Source organism: Kribbella sp. NPDC048928 (assembly GCF_043197975.1).
Taxonomy (GTDB): Bacteria; Actinomycetota; Actinomycetes; order Propionibacteriales; family Kribbellaceae; genus Kribbella.
Window position 1 is genome coordinate 595,582 of the sequence record NZ_JBICUC010000002.1, and the last position, 14,983, is coordinate 610,564.

The following is a 14,983-nucleotide window of genomic DNA, read 5'->3' on the forward strand; positions in this document are numbered from 1 at the left end:
GTTCCGGAAAGGTGGGCTAGGGGGTCAGGGCGGTGGTGAAGCGGGTCAGGAGGGTGGCGAAGGTGGACCGCTCCTCGGGGGTCCAGGTGTTCATTGCGGTGGCGAAGTGGGCGCGACGGTAGGCGTGGACGGTGTCCAGCTGGGCCCGGCCGGTGGGGGTCAGGACGAGGTTGGTGCGGCGGCCGTCGGTCTGATCGGCTTCGCGGCGGACCAGGCCCGCGGCGACCGCGGCGGCGGTGAGTTTGCTGGCGCGGGGCTGGTCTACCCCGAGGGCGGCGGCGACACCGTTGACACCTAGCGGGTCGGGCGCGGCGGCCTCGATCGCGTCCAGTACTTCCTGGACCGGGTCCGGCCCGCCCGACTCGACCGCAAACGTACGCCGCGTCTGCCGCCGCCGGATAGCAATCATCGCCGCCTCAACCGCAGCAACCACCCCTATCTCACCCACACCCACCTCACCCGCGCCCAGCGAGTCCCCACCCGGCCGCTCCGCGTCCGCTCCCACCCAGCCCGCACCCGCCGGGTTCCCGCCCGCCGGGTCCGCGTTCGGCAGGAACGGCGGGGGTTGGTGGGGGTTGTTCATGTCGGACTCCAACTATATGGTCGATGACATGCATATGTCGGGTGACAACAAGCCTATCGGCTGGTGGGTGAAGGAGGTCGACCGGCTGCTCGAGGCGTCGTTCGAGCGGCTGCTGACCGACGACGGGCTGACCCGTCGCCAATGGCAGGCGCTGAACGCGGCCGCGCGCAAGCAGCCGATGACGGCGGCGCTGGCCCCGTTCCTGAGCGGCGACCCGGCGGAGCTCGCAGCAATCACCGGCCCGCTGACCGAGCGCGGCTGGCTGGCCGGCGACGCGCTCACCGCCGAGGGTGAGCGGGCGCTCGAGGCGCTGACCACGAAGGTCATCGCCGAGCGCCGCACCATCACCAACGGGATCACCGACGCCGACTACCTGGCGACGATCGACGTACTGCGCCGGATGGCCGCCAATCTGGCCTGAAACGTCAGGAGGTTCCGAGCGTGACCGCCCAGGCGCGACGGTCACACTCGGAACCGGCCACCTCAAGGGGGAGGTTCCCGGTGAGGTGTCGGGAGCCTCCGGTGTCCTACCGCCCAGGACACTCGGCCCTGCCTGACCCGAGGTGTCGGTCAGGAGGTGGTTTGGAACGGCTGGGCGGCGGCGATACAGGGACTCAACCGCCGGCCCAGCCGGGTCGGTGGGCGGTGCGGTCCGGAGCTGAGGAGTGCCCCGGACCGCACCTTGGGTTTCGTCCGGTGCTGAGGAGTGCTCCGGACCTTCCAAGCGCCGACCCTGAGCGTGAGGAGACCCCAGGGTCAGCAGACCGGGTCTGAGGAGGACCCGGAAATCAGGATTTTCAGTCTGTGGAGTCGAGCGGGCCGAGCAGGTCGTTGGTGACCTTGAGACCGGCGAAACGGCGCCGCATCGCCTGCTCGTAGCGGGCCGCCAGCGGCGCCTCCGCGACGTACTGCGCGATCACGTGCTCGCCGAACCACACCCGGACCCTGCGCCGGTGCTGCCTCGACGTCATTTCCGCGATGGTCACTACCGCTCACCCCGTAACTCTCAGGCCTTGCAACCAGTTGGACTTACTGGTTGTCATGGCAGTAATGGTGCACGAGCCCAACGTGACCGCTCTAGGACCTGGACCGGACCTTTGCCGGACCTCTTCCGGTCCTCTCGCGGACATCTGGGGGACAGCACCTTGTCGTGGGGCATGAGTCGAGACAACGTCTTAGCTGACGTGAACGGGAGGAACGATGGCGGGTAGGTACGCGCCAAAGACGGTGCTGGCGCACCTGATCCAGCGCCGGAACCAGACCTACTCCGAGATCGTCGCCGAGTTCGTCGAGCTGGGTGGAACCATCACCGAGCGGCACCTGCGTCGCCTCGCATCGGGCGAGCGCGCAGGGACCACTCCTCAGACCCGGCGCACCCTGCAACGCATGTTCGGCAAGCCGGTCGAAGAACTCTTCGCACCGTACGTGCCCGAACAGGCCGCCCAGGTGGTGCCGGCACCTGCCGCGAGTGGACGGATCACGACAGGTAATGAGATGGAGGTTCTCGACATGGCTGCCAGCCGCGCGAGGGCATTTGCCCTCGCGGCCCAGTCCGGTCTCGGAAGCGAGGCCATGGAACAGGTGTACGACGACGTACGTCATGCCGCCCAGGCGTACCCGCAGCGCCCACTGCCAGAAATCCTCGGCCAGCTGGTCGAGACCCAGGATCTCGTGTTCGGACTGCTGGAGAGCCGCCAGCGCCCGGAGAACCATCGCCAGCTGTACTTCCTGGCCGGTGTCACCGGCGGGCTGCTGGCCAAGGCCTCCCACGACCTCGGCAACCCGCACGCGGCGCTGACCCAGGCCCGGACCGCCTTCATGTGCGCCGACAACGCCGACCACCACGGCCTGCGCGCCTGGGTGCGCGGTCTGCAGTCGCTGGTCTCGTACTGGGCCGGCAACCCCCACGACTCGGTGCGGTACGCCCAGCTCGGCGCCGGGTACGCCGAGCAGGCCAACAGCACCACCAGCGTCTGGCTGCCAGTCAGCGAGGCCCGTGCCTGGGCAGCGCTCGGCAACCCCGAGGCCACCCGGGCCGCGCTCGAGCGCGCCGAAGAGGCGTGGAACTCGGTCCACAACGACGACCTGGACGACATGGGCGGCCTGTGCACCTTCGGCCGCAACCGCCAGCTGTACTACGCCGCCGACGCGCTCGCGCAGCTGCCCGGCGAGGTGGAACAGGCCCAGCGGTACTCCAGCCAGGCCGTCGACGCGTACACCGACCAGAACCACCCGGAGTGGGCCTTCGGCGATGCCGCCGGCAGCCACGCCGCGATGGCGATCACCCGGATCTCGAGCGGTGAGCTGGACGGTGCCGCGGATGCGCTGGCCCCGGTGCTGACACTGCCGACCGAGCGCCGGATCAACGGTGTCGTGCACTCGGCCCGCCGCGTCCACCAGGCGCTGCGGCAGTCCGGTCGTGCGGAGGACGCCCGCGAGCTCCAGGAGGAGATCGAGTCCTTCACCCGGACTCCGATGCAGACCTTCCCCCGGTAGCCTGCGGCGATGGAGCTCACCGGAAAGCTGACCGTACTGCGTGAATTCCGGGCCTCCGACCTCGACGACTACCTGGCCGTCGCCGGTGACGACCGGGTGACGACCTGGATGGCGTTCGACAGCTACGACCGGGCGAAGGCCGAGCAGAACCTGGCCGGCATCGTCCAACGGTCGGCGCTGGAGAAACGTCCCGACTACATGCTCGCGGTGACCCGGCCGAACGACGATCGCGTGATCGGGTTCGGTCGGATCGCTCCGAGCGGGTCCTGGACCGCCAAGCTCGGGTATGCGATCGGCGCCGACCACTGGGGGCGCGGGTACGCCACGGACGCGGCCCGCACACTGCTGCGGTTCGCGTTCGGCACGCTCGGCCGGCATCGGGTGACCGCCGCGATCGGTCCGGAGAACGAGGCCTCGATCGCGGTCGTCAAACGGATCGGCTTCACCTACGAGGGCCAGCTGCGCGATCACGTCTTCACGAACGGCGCCTGGCGGGACTCCCGGCTCTACTCGCTGCTCGAGGACGAGTTGCCGAGCTGACCGCTGTGGGACCGGGGCCGGCTGGCCAGGTTCCGTCATGTCCGGGATCTGTCAGCTGCGTTTGCTGGTCGCGATCCTGACAGGTCAGGTATGACCTGAGGCATGCTCTTGTCGAGAACGATCCGGACCCGCACGGCGGCGCTCCTGCTCAGCAGCGCCTTGGTGCTGTCGGCGGCCACGGTCCCCGGTACGGCATCCGCCGCCGAACCCACCCCTGCGTTCACGAGTGCCGCACCGGCGCTCAAGAGTGCGGCCACCGTGACGCTGCTGACCGGCGATCGCGTCACGCTGACCCCGGGGAAGAACGGAACACCGCGCGTCGACGTACGGTCCCGCGACGGCGAGGCGAAGACGACGGGCTACACGATCCGGAACGACAAGGGCCGGATCACCGTCGTGCCGTACGCGGTCCAGGACCTCGTACCGTCCGTCCTCGATCCGGCGCTGTTCGACGTGAGCGGTCTGATCGAGATGAAGTACGACGACGCCCACCGCTCGGACACGCCCGTCATCGTCCGTGAAGCCCCCGGTACGCACACGCTGGCGAGCAGCGGGTTCATCCCGACCCGGGCCCTGGGCACCCTCGACGCGACCGCGGGACGAGTGCCGAAGGCCAGGACCGCGACGTTCGGCGCCTCCCTGACTGCCGCGGGAGCGTCCCGTCCGGCCAAGATCTGGCTGGACGCGGCCGTACACGGCGACTCGACGACGGCCAGCACGTCGGTTCCGCTCGACGGCTACCTGGATCAGCTGAAGGCGCCGGCCGCGTGGCAGCGCGGCCTGGACGGACATGGCGTGAAGGTCGCGGTCGTCGACTCGGGTATCGACAACGGGCACCCGGCACTGGCCGGCAAGGTCACCGCCGCGGTCGATTTCACCGGCGAAGGGACCCAGGACGACGTCGGGCACGGTACGCATGTGGCCTCGCTGGTCGGCGGCAGCGGCGCCGGCGCGGACGGAGCGCGGCACGGAGTCGCACCGGGCGTCGAACTGATCTCGAGCAAGGTGCTGAACGCCCAGAACGAGGGCACCACCTCCGGCATCATCGCCGGAATGGAGTGGGCCGCCGCGCAGCACGCCGACCTGGTGAACGTCAGCCTCGGAGGGCGTGCGCCGCAGTCCGGCGAGGACCTGCTGGCCGAGACCGTCGACCGGCTGACCGCGAGCAGCGGCGCGTTGTTCGTGGTGGCCGCCGGCAACAACGGGCTGCCCTGGCCGACCCCGTTCTCGATCCAGTCCCCGGGTACGGCGGCGTCGGCTCTCACCGTCGGCGCCGTGGACGGCACCGACCACAAGGCGTACTTCTCCAGCGAGGGACCGACCTGGTCGTACCTGCAGAAGCCGGAGGTATCGGCCCCCGGCGTCGACATCCCCGGGGCCCGCGCAGGTGCGCGTGACGGTGACCTGTACGTCTCGATGTCCGGTACGTCGCAGGCGACCCCGCTGGTCACCGGATCGGCCGCGCTGTTGCTGCAGCAGCACCCCGAGCTGACCTGGCAACAGCTGAAGGCACGGCTCAGCAGCGCGGTCGACGACACCGGCACGTACACGTCCTGGTCAGGTAGCGGTCGGGTGAACCTCGACAAGGCCACCTCAGCAGGCTTGACCTCGGATCTGGGCGTCATCGACTTCGGAGCGATCCGGCACCCCGACGACTCGAAGCAGACCCGCACCGTGACGCTGACCAATCCCGGCAGCACACCGATTGCCGTGACGACCGCCGACCACGAGGTGCGGTCCGTCGCCGGTACGCCGGCGTCCGACGCGGCCGTTGTCGTATCGCCGTCCGCGGTCACGGTCCCGGCGGGCGGTACGGCGAGCGTGACCGTCACGTTGGACCCGGCCGCGATCGCCGACGACATGTGGCAAGGCTCGGTCGACGTACTGGGCTCCGACGGCAAGGAGCTGCTGCGGCTGGCCCTCAACGCCTACGACGAGCCGCCGATGTACGACGTGTCCGTCCAGGTCCTGGACCGCTCCGGGAAGCCGGTCAACGGCGGATGGGTCAACGCGTTCAACAGCGCGAACGGCAGCTTCATGCAGTTCGGGCTCGACGACCAGGGACGCTCGACCCGGCGGGTCCCGCCCGGCGAGTGGAGCATGTACAGCTGGGTGACGACGGGCGACACTCTTGCCCTGACCGGCGGGCCGGACCTGGTTGTCGCCGGGAAGACCTCCATCACGCTGGATGCCCGGAAGGCGGCCCAGCTGAAGGCCCCGGTCGTCGAGGGCCGGCCGACCGAGGCGACCATGGCGGCGGTCAGCGCGCTGCGTGCGTCCGAGCCGAGCAAATGGCAGGCGGAGGACCTCTATCCGAGCATGGCCGACGTGACTGCCGGCCGGATCTACGTCCAGCCGACCGCGGCGCCCAAGGCAGGCATCACCGAGACGGTGACCCGGTGGCAGTTGCAGGCCACCGGGAAGGCGCACCGTGACGATCCGGACGTGTACGAGGTGTACCAGAGCGCGAACCACTTCACCCTGCCGCTGGCGAAGAACCTCGACCGGAAGGCGGTCCGGAACATGGCCCGCGTCGACACGACGTTCGGCGGGGTCTGGGGCAGTGGCGAGACCGGCGTCTCCCGCGGTGCCTCGAGCACGCTGACCACCTTCGGCGGCTCGGTCTGGCAGCCGGTCAAGGTGCCCGCACACCGGATCGAGATGCTCTCGGCCGGCCCCGGCATCCAGTGGTGGCAGTGCCTGGGCCTGCCGTCGACGGGTACGTCCGGCGTCTGCGACGACCCGTACCGGACCTACCAGCCGGGCGCCGACGTTCGCTCGGTCTTCGGGACAGCGATGCACCCGCAGGTCAGCGGCAGCGACATCTACGGCGGCCAGTTCGGTATCCAGGTGGGCGTGGCCGACCCCGGACACGTCGGCGTCCTCGACACCTCGGCGTTCGAGGCGGCCCGGCTGGCGCTCTATCGCAACGGTCAACAGGTCGGGGAGACGAACCAGACGTCCGGCTACTTCGACGTACCCGACGGTCCGGCGCGCTGGCGGGTCGAGCACAGCTGGAAGACCAGCCAGCTGCCGTCCTCGACGGAAGCCAGGACCACCTGGGAGTTCACCGCGAACACGCCGGGGCCGAGCGAGAATCCGGTCCACCCGTCGATGATGCGGCTCGACTACGACCCGTACGTGGCACTGGACGGCAGCACGCGGGCGCTGCGGCCGCTGAGGTTCGATCTGCGGGTCAGTTACCAGCCAGGCGCGACAACGTCGACCCCGGCGTCCGCACGCCTGTGGTTCTCGGCGGACCGCGGCAAGCACTGGGCACCGGGATTCCTGGTCCGGTCCAAGGACGGCTACCGAACCGTGGTCCCTCCGCACCTGCTGCTCCCTGGCCACACGCTCTCGGTTCGCGCCGCAGTCACCGACAGGGCCGGTAGCTCCATCGACCAGACCGTGCTCGATCTGGTTCCTGTGCGCTGACGAGGCAGACTGGAGAGGTGTCCGCCACCAACGCTCGACCGCTGGACCCGCTGCGTGACGGGCTGGCCCGGATGATCCTGACCAAGGTCGCCGGGCCGGACCCGCACGCTGAGCGCGCCAGGGTGCACAACACACCGGGTCCGCGCTGGTTCGCGGAGGACCGTCCGATCCGTCGCGTGCACGGCGACGCTTCGATGTTCGCCGGCGGGCTGCGGGCGCTGCTGCTGCAGTCGCTGCATCCGCTCGCGATGGCCGCGGTCGCAGCGCACTCCGGGTACCAGGGCGATCCGTGGGGCCGCTTGCGGCGTACCAGCTACTTCCTGGCGATCACGACGTACGGGGCGATCCCCGACGCCGAGGAGGCGATCGCCCACGTCAGGTCGGTACATGAGCGCGTCCGCGGAACCAGCCCGGGCGGGGTGAAGTACCGGGCGTCCGACCCACACCTGCTCAAGTGGGTGCACGTGGCGGAGGTGGACAGCTTCCTGGCGGCACATCAGCGGTACGGTGCGCATCCGCTGACCGCTGCGGAGCAGGACCAGTACGTGGAGGACGCGGCGCTCGTGGCGGGCAAGCTGGGCGTGATCGATCCGCCCACGACGCTCGCCGAGGTGCGGCAGCTGCTGAAGGAGTACCAGCCCGAGCTGCGCGGTACGACGGAAGCACGGCAGGCGGCGCGTTTCATCCTGGTGCATCCGCCGGTGCCGTGGGCGGCCCGGCCCGCGTACGGCGTCCTCACAGCTGCGGCGATCGGGCTGCTGCCCTGGTGGACCAGGCTGCCGCTGCGACTCCCGTACCTCCCGCTGTCCGAGCGGACCGTCGTACGGGCGGCAGGCGACGGTCTCACCAGGACCATCCGGTGGGCACTGACGTCACCAACACTGGCAGAAACCGGCGTATGAGCACGTCCCGCTTGTAAGTTGTTCTCGTGCCGTTGCGTCCCCATCGTCCGCTGCCCCTGGCCACGCCGGCCGGGGTCGAGGTGCTGACCAAGATCTTGACGCAGGGACCGATCCCGCGGGTGGAGATCGCGCGCCGGACCGGGCTGTCGCAGGCGGCGGTCACGAAGGCGGTCGCGCCGCTGATCGAGACCGGGTTCGTCACCGACGCCCCCGTCGACGAGGAGAGCCAGCTCGGTATCGGGCGGCCGGTGAGCCCGCTGACGGTCGTTCCGAGCAGCGTCTCGGTGATCGGCGTCAAGGTCACGCCGACCAGCCTGATCGGCGTCACCACCGACTTCACCGCCGGGATCCTGAACGTACGGCACCAGCAACTGGACAGCACCGACCCGGACGTGGTGATCGAGCGGCTCGCCGAGCATGTGAAGGCGCTGATCGGCGCCCTGAAGTCCGGTACGGCGGTGGCCGGCCCGCTCGCCGGGATCGGGATCGCGATCTCCGGTGACGTCGACGCGACGCACGGCGTGGTCCGGGACTCGCCGCTGATGGGCTGGCGCGGCGTACCGGTCGCGGAACTGCTCGGCAAGCAGGTCCGGGTGCCGATCCTGGTGTCGAACGACGTCCGCGCGCTGACCGTCGCGGAGCACTGGTTCGGGGTCGGCGTGAACGCGGACTCGTTCGCGGTGGTGACGATCGGCTCGGGGATCGGCTGCGGGCTCTACATCAACGGCGAGGTGGTCTCCGGCGCGTACGGCGTCTCGGGAGAGCTCGGCCATTTGCCGCTGGCGCCCGGCGACCTGGTGTGTACGTGCGGGCGCCGGGGCTGCGTGGAGACGGTCGCGTCATCGGACGCCATCCTGGCCCGGACACGCGAGACGACCGGGCAGCCGGACCTGGATCTGGCCGGTGCCGTCGAGCTGGCGCACAACGGGAACCTGCAGGCGCGCGAGGCGTTCGACCGCGCCGGTGAGGTGATCGGCTCCGCGCTGGCCGCGATGGTGAACCTGGTCGGCCCGGAGCTGGTGATGATCGCCGGCGAGGGCGTCGCGGAGTACGACCTGTACGAGGAGCGCATGCGGCGAGCGTTCGCGGAACATGCCTTCGGCGCCGCGGGGGACTGCCGGCTGACGCTCCGCTCGCACACGTTCGACGACTGGGCCCGCGGCGCGGCAGCCACCGTCATCCGCTCCTACGTCCGCGGCGAACCACCCCTCCAGCGCTGACCCCACCCGAACCTCGGGTGGGGTGTGAGCTGGGTCGGTCAGGTGCGGGCGGCGGCCAGGATCTTCCGCCAGACCTTCTTGTAGGACTCGAGGCCGTCGGCGGCCAGCGGGCCGGTCGGGCCGGCGGTGATCGAGACGCGCTCGGGGATGGTGCCCCAGACCGGGATGTTCTCGGCGGCGTACTGCTGCATCGCCTCCTGGTACGAGCGGGTGTAGGTGCGCGCCGAGCAGATCACCAGGCCGGCCGGTACGCCGTCGGGGACGAGCTCCATCACGGCCTTCACCCGTGGAGTCTCGACGCCGCCGACGCGGGTCGGGATGACCACGATCCGGGCCCGTTCGAGCGCCTTGTTGAGCAGGCGTTCGTGCGACGGCGGCATATCGACGATGCCGATGCCCTCCGGCGGTACCTTGTCCAGCGCCTTGTTCAGCAGCCGCTCGGTCGGCGCCTCGGCGATCTCGATCCTGGTCAGGTGGTCGTCGGAGGAATCCGCGATCCAGTCCGCGGCGCTGCCTTGCGGATCCGCGTCGACCAGGGTGGATGTGCGACGGTTGGAAGATGCCAGCGCGGCCAAATACACCGACGTGGTTGTCTTACCGACCCCGCCCTTCAGTGCAGCTGTCACGATGATCATGGAAGTGAACTTACCCGGTTTCGCCCGGAATCCGGCGTGTCATCGGCGTTGCCCGCTCACATCGTGATAGTTGCCCCCGGCCCGTGTGAACAAGCTCAACCCCACTTCACCGGTGAATCCTTTCCGCGGGCGGCTGCCTCTTACCCGGGAAATCACACCCGGACGAAGGAGCACCTCATGACCTGGATCATCGTCGCGGCCGCCGTCGCGGTCCTGATGCTCGGCACCTGCAGCGTCGTCGTACTGCGCCGGCGGGCCCGTGGCTGACCTCGACGAACAGCTGATCCGCGCCGCCCAGCACGGTGACGTCGACGCGCTCACCACGCTGGTCGCGGACTCCCATCCGACCGTACGGCGGTTCGCCCGGACCCTGTGCGCAACACCGGAGGACGCAGACGACGCGGCGCAGGAGGCGCTGATCATCCTGTACCGCAAGATCGGCATGCTCCGCGCCACCAGCGCGCTGACGTCCTGGATGTTCCGCATCATCCGCAACGAGTGCCTGCGCCGCGCCCGGGCGGTACTCCGGGACCAGCCCCTCGTACCGGAGACCGCGCCGTCCGCCGAGGACGAGGCGCTCCGGCAACTCGAGGCGCAGGCGGTCGCGGCGGCGATCGCGCAACTGCCGCCCGACCAGCGCCGCGTCCTCGTCCTCCGTGACGTGCAGGGCTACAGCGGCCCGATGGTCGCCAAGGCCCTCGGCCTCACAGTCCCCGCCATGAAGTCCCGCCTGCACCGGGCCCGCCAAACCGTCCGCGAGACCCTAGGAGCCCCCACATGACCTTCGCCAGCAAGTCCTTGCCGCGTCACCTTGTCCGCGGCACCATCGGGTTCGGCAGCATCGTCGCCGCCTTCGCCCTGGTCCCTGTCTTCGGCCCGCTCGCCCTCCTGCTGCTCCCGCTGGCTCTGGTGGCCTTCCGCGGTTGCCCGACCTGCTGGTTGATCGGCCTGATGGAGACCATCTCGAACGGCAGGCTGCAGCGCGACTGCACCGACGGCCAGTGCCGGGCTACTTACCCAGCCAGGCGTTGACCTTCGGCTGGTTGGCGTTGACCCACTTCTCGGCGGCCTGGTCGGGAGTCAGTTTGTCGACGGCGATCATCCGGGCGACGGCGTTCTGGTCCTCGTTGGTCCACTTGAAGTTCTTGACCAGGTCGTACGCCGGGCTGCCGGAGTCGGCGAACTTCTTCGAGACGATCTTGTCCAGGTCGTACGGCGGGTAGTCGCAGGCGATCTTCGCCGGGACGGCGTCGCAGCCGGCCTTGTACGTCGGCAGGTTGACCTTGACCAGCTTGACCTCGTTGAAGAACCACTGCGGCTCGTAGAAGTACGCGAGCAGCGGGCGCTTGTTCTTCTCCGCGTCCCGGAACGCCTGGATCAGCGCGGTCTCGCTGCCGCTCTGCACGACCTTGTAGTTCAGCGACAGGTTCTTCACCAGCGCCTCGTCGTTCGTCACGTACGAGGGGTCGCCGTCGAGCAACTGCCCCTTGCCGCCGGACTCCGACGTCTTGAACAGCGCAGCGTACTTGTTGAGGTTCTTGTAGTCGGTGATGTCCGGGTACTTGGCCGCCATCCACGGCGGTACGTACCAGCCGATCACGCCCTTGACCCCGGTGGAGCCGGCTTCGACCGCAACCTTGCTGTCGGTGATGTACTTCTTCTTCAGGTCCTCGTGCCCCCAGTTCTCCAGGTTCACGTCGACCTGCCCGGTGCCGAAGCCCTGCCAGGCGACCTCCTCCGCGAGGTTCTTCTTCACCACCTTGCAGCCGAGGTCCTTGGTCGCGACGTACGCCACGACGGCCGCGTTCGCCTCGTACCCGACCCACGGGCTCACGGTCAGGTTGAACGAACCGCAGTCCTTCCCCGCGGCAGCGGGCTTGTCGTCAGCGATCTTCTGCCCACCGCAGCCGGCAGTCGCTGTCAGCGCAAGCGCGACCGCCGTCAGCACACCGGCGTACCGGAGTTTCTTCACCGCTTGTCTCCTCTTGTTGGGAAGTTCTGCGTACGGCGGGCCGCCGCCTGCGTGATGCGGTCGAGCATCACGCCCAGCAGGACGATCGCCAGCCCCGCGGCCAGCCCCTTGCCGTACAGGTCGCTCTGCGCGAAGCCGGCCGCCACGTCGTACCCGAGGGCACCCGCGCCGACCAGCCCGCCGACGACCACCATCGACAACACGTAGATCAGCCCCTGGTTGACCGCGAGCGTGATCGCCCGCCGGGCCACCGGCAGTTGCACCTTGCTGATCACCTGCCACCCGCTCGAGCCGACCGAGTTCGCCGCCTCGACGGTCGCGACCGACACCGCTTTGATGCCGTCGGCAACAATCTTGGTGGTGACCGGCACGGCGAACACGACCGCGGCCGCGATCGCCGTGAACCTGCTGGTGCCGAACAACGCCAGGAACGGCACCAGGTACACGAACGGGGGCATCGTCTGCCCCGCGTCCAGCACCGGCCGGATCCAGGTGTCGACCCGCCGGTTCCGGCCGGCCCACACGCCGAGCGCGAGCCCGACCGCCACGACCACCACGGTCGCGAGCAGCGTCGACGCCAGCGTGACCATGCTGTCGTGCCACACGCCCGTGGCCACCAGCAGCACCAGGCAGACCGCGGCCGGTACGGCGCCTCGCCAGCCTCCGAGTACGGCGGCGAGCGCGACCACGACCGCACTGACCAGCCACCACGGTGAGCCGGTCAGCAGACCCTCCAGCGGGTTGAGCAGTGCCACCGTCACCGCGTCGCGGACGCCGTACGTGAAGCCGCCGAAGACATCCTGCACCCAGTTCGTCACGTCCGACGCGATCACTGCGATCCGCGAGCCCACGTTCACGCCCGTCGGGAAATCAGCCGCCCACACGTACGTACGGGAGAAGTAGACGGCGACAAGGACCGCGACAGCGCCCGCACCGAGCAGGACCCGCCGGCGCACACTCGCCGTACGCCAGGGCCGGTCGCCGGCTGCGGTCGTCACGCGGTCGAGCACGATCGCAATCACGACGATCGCCAGCCCGGCGTTGAACGCGACGCCGACGTCGAGCGTCTGCAGCGCCTTCAGCACCGTCTGGCCGAGGCCCGGCGCGTCGATCAGCGCGGCGACGGTCACCATCGACAGCGCGGCCATGATGGTCTGGTTGATGCCGACGACAACGGTCGACCGCGACATCGGCAGCAGCACCTTGAGCAGGGTCTGCCCGCCGGTCGAGCCGAGCGAGCGTGCCGCCTCGACACTCTCCGGCGGCACCGAGCGGATCGCGTGCGCGGTCAGCCGGACCGCGGGCGGCGCCGCGTAGATCAGCGTGGCGATCGTGGCCGCAGCCGGCCCGATCGCGAAGAACAGCGTCAGCGGCGCGAGGTACACGAACGTCGGCAGCGTCTGCATCAGGTCGAGCAGCAGCGTCGCGACCTTGAACGCACGATCGGACAGCCCGGCCCAGATCCCCAGCGGGATCGCGACCAGCAACGAGAGCAGGACCGCCGCGATGGTCAGCGAGAGCGTGTCCATGCTCTCCTGCCACAGCCCCTGCAGCCCGACGAACCCGAGCCCGAGCGCGGTCAGTACGGCGACCTTCCAGTTGCCGAACGCCCACGCGCAGTACGCCGCGATCGCGATCATTCCGAGCCAGCCGATCACCGGGACCGGACGATCGAACGACGGCTGCGCGATCACGTTCTGCAGCAGGACGACGAAGTGTTCGACGGCGATCCGGATCGCGTCGAAGAACACGTTGCCCTGACCGACGTCGTCGCGGTGCTCGGTCAGCCAGCGGTGCAGCCCGGTGGTGTCCTGGCCGCCGAGGACGAGCGTGTCGATGCCGCGCAGCGCGAAGTACGCCGCGACCCAGACGAGCAGCAGGACGGCGAGCACCACGCTGCGCCGCGGCCGGCGTACCTCGACCTCCACGTCGCTGGTGATCGCGGCCATCAGGCGACGGCGTCTTCGGGCGGCGCGACGACGGCGAGGATCTCCTCGTCGCCGATCACCCCGAGCAGCGTGCCGCCGTCCACGACCTTGACCGGCCGGTCGGACTCCAGCACCAGCCGGGTCGCGTCCCGGACCAGGACGTCCGGACCGAGCTCGGGACCGTCGAGCGCCTCGTCCGGGCGCGGCTCGCGGACGATCCAGCGCAGCGTGAGGACGTCGGCCCGGGAGACGTCGCGGACGAACTCCCGGACGTAGTCGTCGGCCGGCGCCCCGACCAGCTCGTCGCCGGTCCCGAGCTGGACGGCGCCGCCGTCGCGCATCAGCAGGATCCGGTCGCCGAGCTTCAGCGCCTCGGACAGGTCGTGGGTGACGAACACCATCGTCTTGCCGACCTCGCGGTGCAGCCGCACCACCTCGGTCTGCATCTCCCGCCGGATCAGCGGGTCGAGCGCCGAGAACGGCTCGTCGAACAGCAGTACGTCGGGATCGTTCGCGAGCGCCCGCGCCAGGCCGACGCGCTGCTGCATGCCGCCGGACAGCTGCTCGGGGTACAGGTGCTCGTTGCCGGCCAGGCCGACCAGGTCGATGACCTCCTGGGCGCGCCGGCGCCGGTCGGGCTTGCTCTCACCGCGGATCTCCAGGCCGTACGACACGTTGTCGATCACCTTGCGGTGCGGGAGCAGGCCGAAGTGCTGGAACACCATCGAGAACTTGCTCCGCCGGAGTGCGCGCAGCCGCTTCTCGTCGGCTGCACGGAGGTCCTCGCCCTCGAAGGTCAGCCGCCCGGCGGTCGGCTCGATCAGCCGGGTCAGGCAGCGCACCAGCGTCGACTTGCCCGACCCGGACAGTCCCATCACGACGAACACCTCACCGGGCGCGACGTCGAAACTCAGGTCGCGGACGGCCGCCGTACAGCCGGTCTTCGCGTACAGCGCGCTGCGGTCCAGTGCGGAAAGCTCCGGGCGGTGCGGCACCCGCTGCGCCTTCGGGCCGAACACTTTCCACAGCCCCTGGACGGACAGCAGCGCCTCGGAATCCTGTACGTCGGGGTACTCGAGCTGAGCGGTCACAGGTTAAAGCCTCGCATCCCCGCAGGCAGACACAGCGTGAACCCGGGACTCTACCCACCCCAAAGGCCGCCGACTCCTGGTAGGTCCCGGGTCTAAGGACAGGAGGTGTGGGCTGATCGGGACCGGCGCGCGGCTTGTGCACGCTCAGCATCGCGTCTGCGCATACGACTACGTCCTGTCG

14 protein-coding genes are annotated in these 14,983 nt (G+C 69.7%); 8 read left to right on the top strand and 6 right to left on the bottom strand.

Annotation, left to right across the window (positions count from 1 at the left end; genetic code table 11):
* Nucleotides 1-16: 16 nt before the first annotated feature.
* A complete protein-coding gene (locus ACGFI6_RS09725) occupies nucleotides 17-583 on the bottom strand; it encodes a MarR family winged helix-turn-helix transcriptional regulator (protein WP_393116787.1) in 567 nt (188 codons plus the stop codon).
* Between the two features lie 28 nt (nucleotides 584-611).
* Between ACGFI6_RS09725 and ACGFI6_RS09730 the strand changes: the two genes are divergently transcribed.
* The gene (locus ACGFI6_RS09730) at nucleotides 612-1,004 is read left to right on the top strand and encodes a MarR family winged helix-turn-helix transcriptional regulator (RefSeq protein ID WP_393116788.1); all 393 of its coding nucleotides are present in this window, start codon (nucleotides 612-614) and stop codon (nucleotides 1,002-1,004) included.
* A gap of 376 nt (nucleotides 1,005-1,380) precedes the next feature.
* On the opposite strand, the gene ACGFI6_RS09735 is transcribed toward ACGFI6_RS09730, so the two are convergent.
* Nucleotides 1,381-1,554, bottom strand: a complete 174-nt coding sequence (locus ACGFI6_RS09735; RefSeq protein WP_165549662.1) for a hypothetical protein — start codon at nucleotides 1,552-1,554, stop codon at nucleotides 1,381-1,383.
* A 229-nt stretch (nucleotides 1,555-1,783) separates the two neighbouring features.
* Between ACGFI6_RS09735 and ACGFI6_RS09740 the strand changes: the two genes are divergently transcribed.
* The 5 genes from ACGFI6_RS09740 (at nucleotide 1,784) to ACGFI6_RS09760 (ending at nucleotide 9,176) form a co-directional block, all read left to right on the top strand.
* On the top strand, nucleotides 1,784-3,079 hold the full coding sequence (locus tag ACGFI6_RS09740) for an XRE family transcriptional regulator (RefSeq protein WP_393116789.1): 1,296 nt from the start codon (nucleotides 1,784-1,786) through the stop codon (nucleotides 3,077-3,079).
* Nucleotides 3,080-3,088: 9 nt separating this feature from the next.
* Nucleotides 3,089-3,619: a GNAT family N-acetyltransferase gene (locus ACGFI6_RS09745; RefSeq protein WP_393116791.1), complete on the top strand. Its 531-nt coding sequence runs from the start codon at nucleotides 3,089-3,091 to the stop codon at nucleotides 3,617-3,619.
* Between the two features lie 102 nt (nucleotides 3,620-3,721).
* Nucleotides 3,722-7,054: a S8 family serine peptidase gene (locus ACGFI6_RS09750; RefSeq protein WP_393116792.1), complete on the top strand. Its 3,333-nt coding sequence runs from the start codon at nucleotides 3,722-3,724 to the stop codon at nucleotides 7,052-7,054.
* Nucleotides 7,055-7,071: 17 nt separating this feature from the next.
* Complete coding sequence (locus ACGFI6_RS09755) at nucleotides 7,072-7,956, top strand: oxygenase MpaB family protein (RefSeq protein ID WP_393116794.1); 885 nt, start codon at nucleotides 7,072-7,074, stop codon at nucleotides 7,954-7,956.
* 26 nt (nucleotides 7,957-7,982) lie between these two features.
* Complete coding sequence (locus ACGFI6_RS09760; protein ID WP_393116796.1) at nucleotides 7,983-9,176, top strand: ROK family protein; 1,194 nt, start codon at nucleotides 7,983-7,985, stop codon at nucleotides 9,174-9,176.
* Nucleotides 9,177-9,214: 38 nt separating this feature from the next.
* Here ACGFI6_RS09760 and ACGFI6_RS09765 read toward each other — a convergent pair whose 3' ends face one another.
* Entirely contained in the window at nucleotides 9,215-9,811 is a 597-nt protein-coding gene (locus ACGFI6_RS09765; RefSeq protein ID WP_393116798.1) for a ParA family protein, read from the bottom strand.
* A 259-nt stretch (nucleotides 9,812-10,070) separates the two neighbouring features.
* Here ACGFI6_RS09765 and ACGFI6_RS09770 point away from each other — a divergent pair, with 259 nt between their 5' ends.
* Both ACGFI6_RS09770 and ACGFI6_RS09775 read left to right on the top strand, forming a co-directional pair.
* Nucleotides 10,071-10,592 carry an RNA polymerase sigma factor gene (locus ACGFI6_RS09770; RefSeq protein ID WP_393116800.1) on the top strand — a complete coding sequence of 174 codons (522 nt, stop codon included), beginning with the start codon at nucleotides 10,071-10,073 and terminating at the stop codon, nucleotides 10,590-10,592.
* Entirely contained in the window at nucleotides 10,589-10,843 is a 255-nt protein-coding gene (locus tag ACGFI6_RS09775) for a hypothetical protein (protein ID WP_393116802.1), read from the top strand. The genes ACGFI6_RS09770 and ACGFI6_RS09775 overlap by 4 nt, the downstream gene beginning before the upstream one ends.
* Here ACGFI6_RS09775 and ACGFI6_RS09780 read toward each other — a convergent pair.
* Genes ACGFI6_RS09780 through ACGFI6_RS09790 form a run of 3 tightly spaced genes read right to left on the bottom strand, consistent with a single transcriptional unit; the run spans nucleotide 10,821 to nucleotide 14,802 of the window.
* Nucleotides 10,821-11,783, bottom strand: a complete 963-nt coding sequence (locus ACGFI6_RS09780) for an ABC transporter substrate-binding protein (RefSeq protein WP_393116804.1) — start codon at nucleotides 11,781-11,783, stop codon at nucleotides 10,821-10,823. The genes ACGFI6_RS09775 and ACGFI6_RS09780 overlap by 23 nt on opposite strands.
* Nucleotides 11,780-13,732, bottom strand: a complete 1,953-nt coding sequence (locus tag ACGFI6_RS09785) for an ABC transporter permease subunit (protein WP_393116805.1) — start codon at nucleotides 13,730-13,732, stop codon at nucleotides 11,780-11,782. The genes ACGFI6_RS09780 and ACGFI6_RS09785 overlap by 4 nt, the downstream gene beginning before the upstream one ends.
* Nucleotides 13,732-14,802 (bottom strand): glycine betaine/L-proline ABC transporter ATP-binding protein, encoded by a 1,071-nt coding sequence (locus tag ACGFI6_RS09790; RefSeq protein ID WP_393116807.1) that lies wholly within the window; start codon nucleotides 14,800-14,802, stop codon nucleotides 13,732-13,734. The genes ACGFI6_RS09785 and ACGFI6_RS09790 overlap by 1 nt, the downstream gene beginning before the upstream one ends.
* Nucleotides 14,803-14,983: the final 181 nt, after the last annotated feature.

Excerpts from the sequence above, each read along its gene's own strand:
- ACGFI6_RS09775 (WP_393116802.1), top strand. The coding sequence starts at position 10,589 with ATGACCTTCGCCAGCAAGTCCTTGCCGCGTCACCTTGTCCGCGGCACC.
- ACGFI6_RS09765 (WP_393116798.1), bottom strand. The coding sequence starts at position 9,811 with ATGATCATCGTGACAGCTGCACTGAAGGGCGGGGTCGGTAAGACAACC.
- ACGFI6_RS09740 (WP_393116789.1), top strand. The coding sequence starts at position 1,784 with ATGGCGGGTAGGTACGCGCCAAAGACGGTGCTGGCGCACCTGATCCAG.
- ACGFI6_RS09730 (WP_393116788.1), top strand. The coding sequence starts at position 612 with ATGCATATGTCGGGTGACAACAAGCCTATCGGCTGGTGGGTGAAGGAG.
- ACGFI6_RS09735 (WP_165549662.1), bottom strand. The coding sequence starts at position 1,554 with ATGACGTCGAGGCAGCACCGGCGCAGGGTCCGGGTGTGGTTCGGCGAG.
- ACGFI6_RS09725 (WP_393116787.1), bottom strand. The coding sequence starts at position 583 with ATGAACAACCCCCACCAACCCCCGCCGTTCCTGCCGAACGCGGACCCG.
- ACGFI6_RS09750 (WP_393116792.1), top strand. The coding sequence starts at position 3,722 with ATGCTCTTGTCGAGAACGATCCGGACCCGCACGGCGGCGCTCCTGCTC.
- ACGFI6_RS09745 (WP_393116791.1), top strand. The coding sequence starts at position 3,089 with ATGGAGCTCACCGGAAAGCTGACCGTACTGCGTGAATTCCGGGCCTCC.
- ACGFI6_RS09785 (WP_393116805.1), bottom strand. The coding sequence starts at position 13,732 with ATGGCCGCGATCACCAGCGACGTGGAGGTCGAGGTACGCCGGCCGCGG.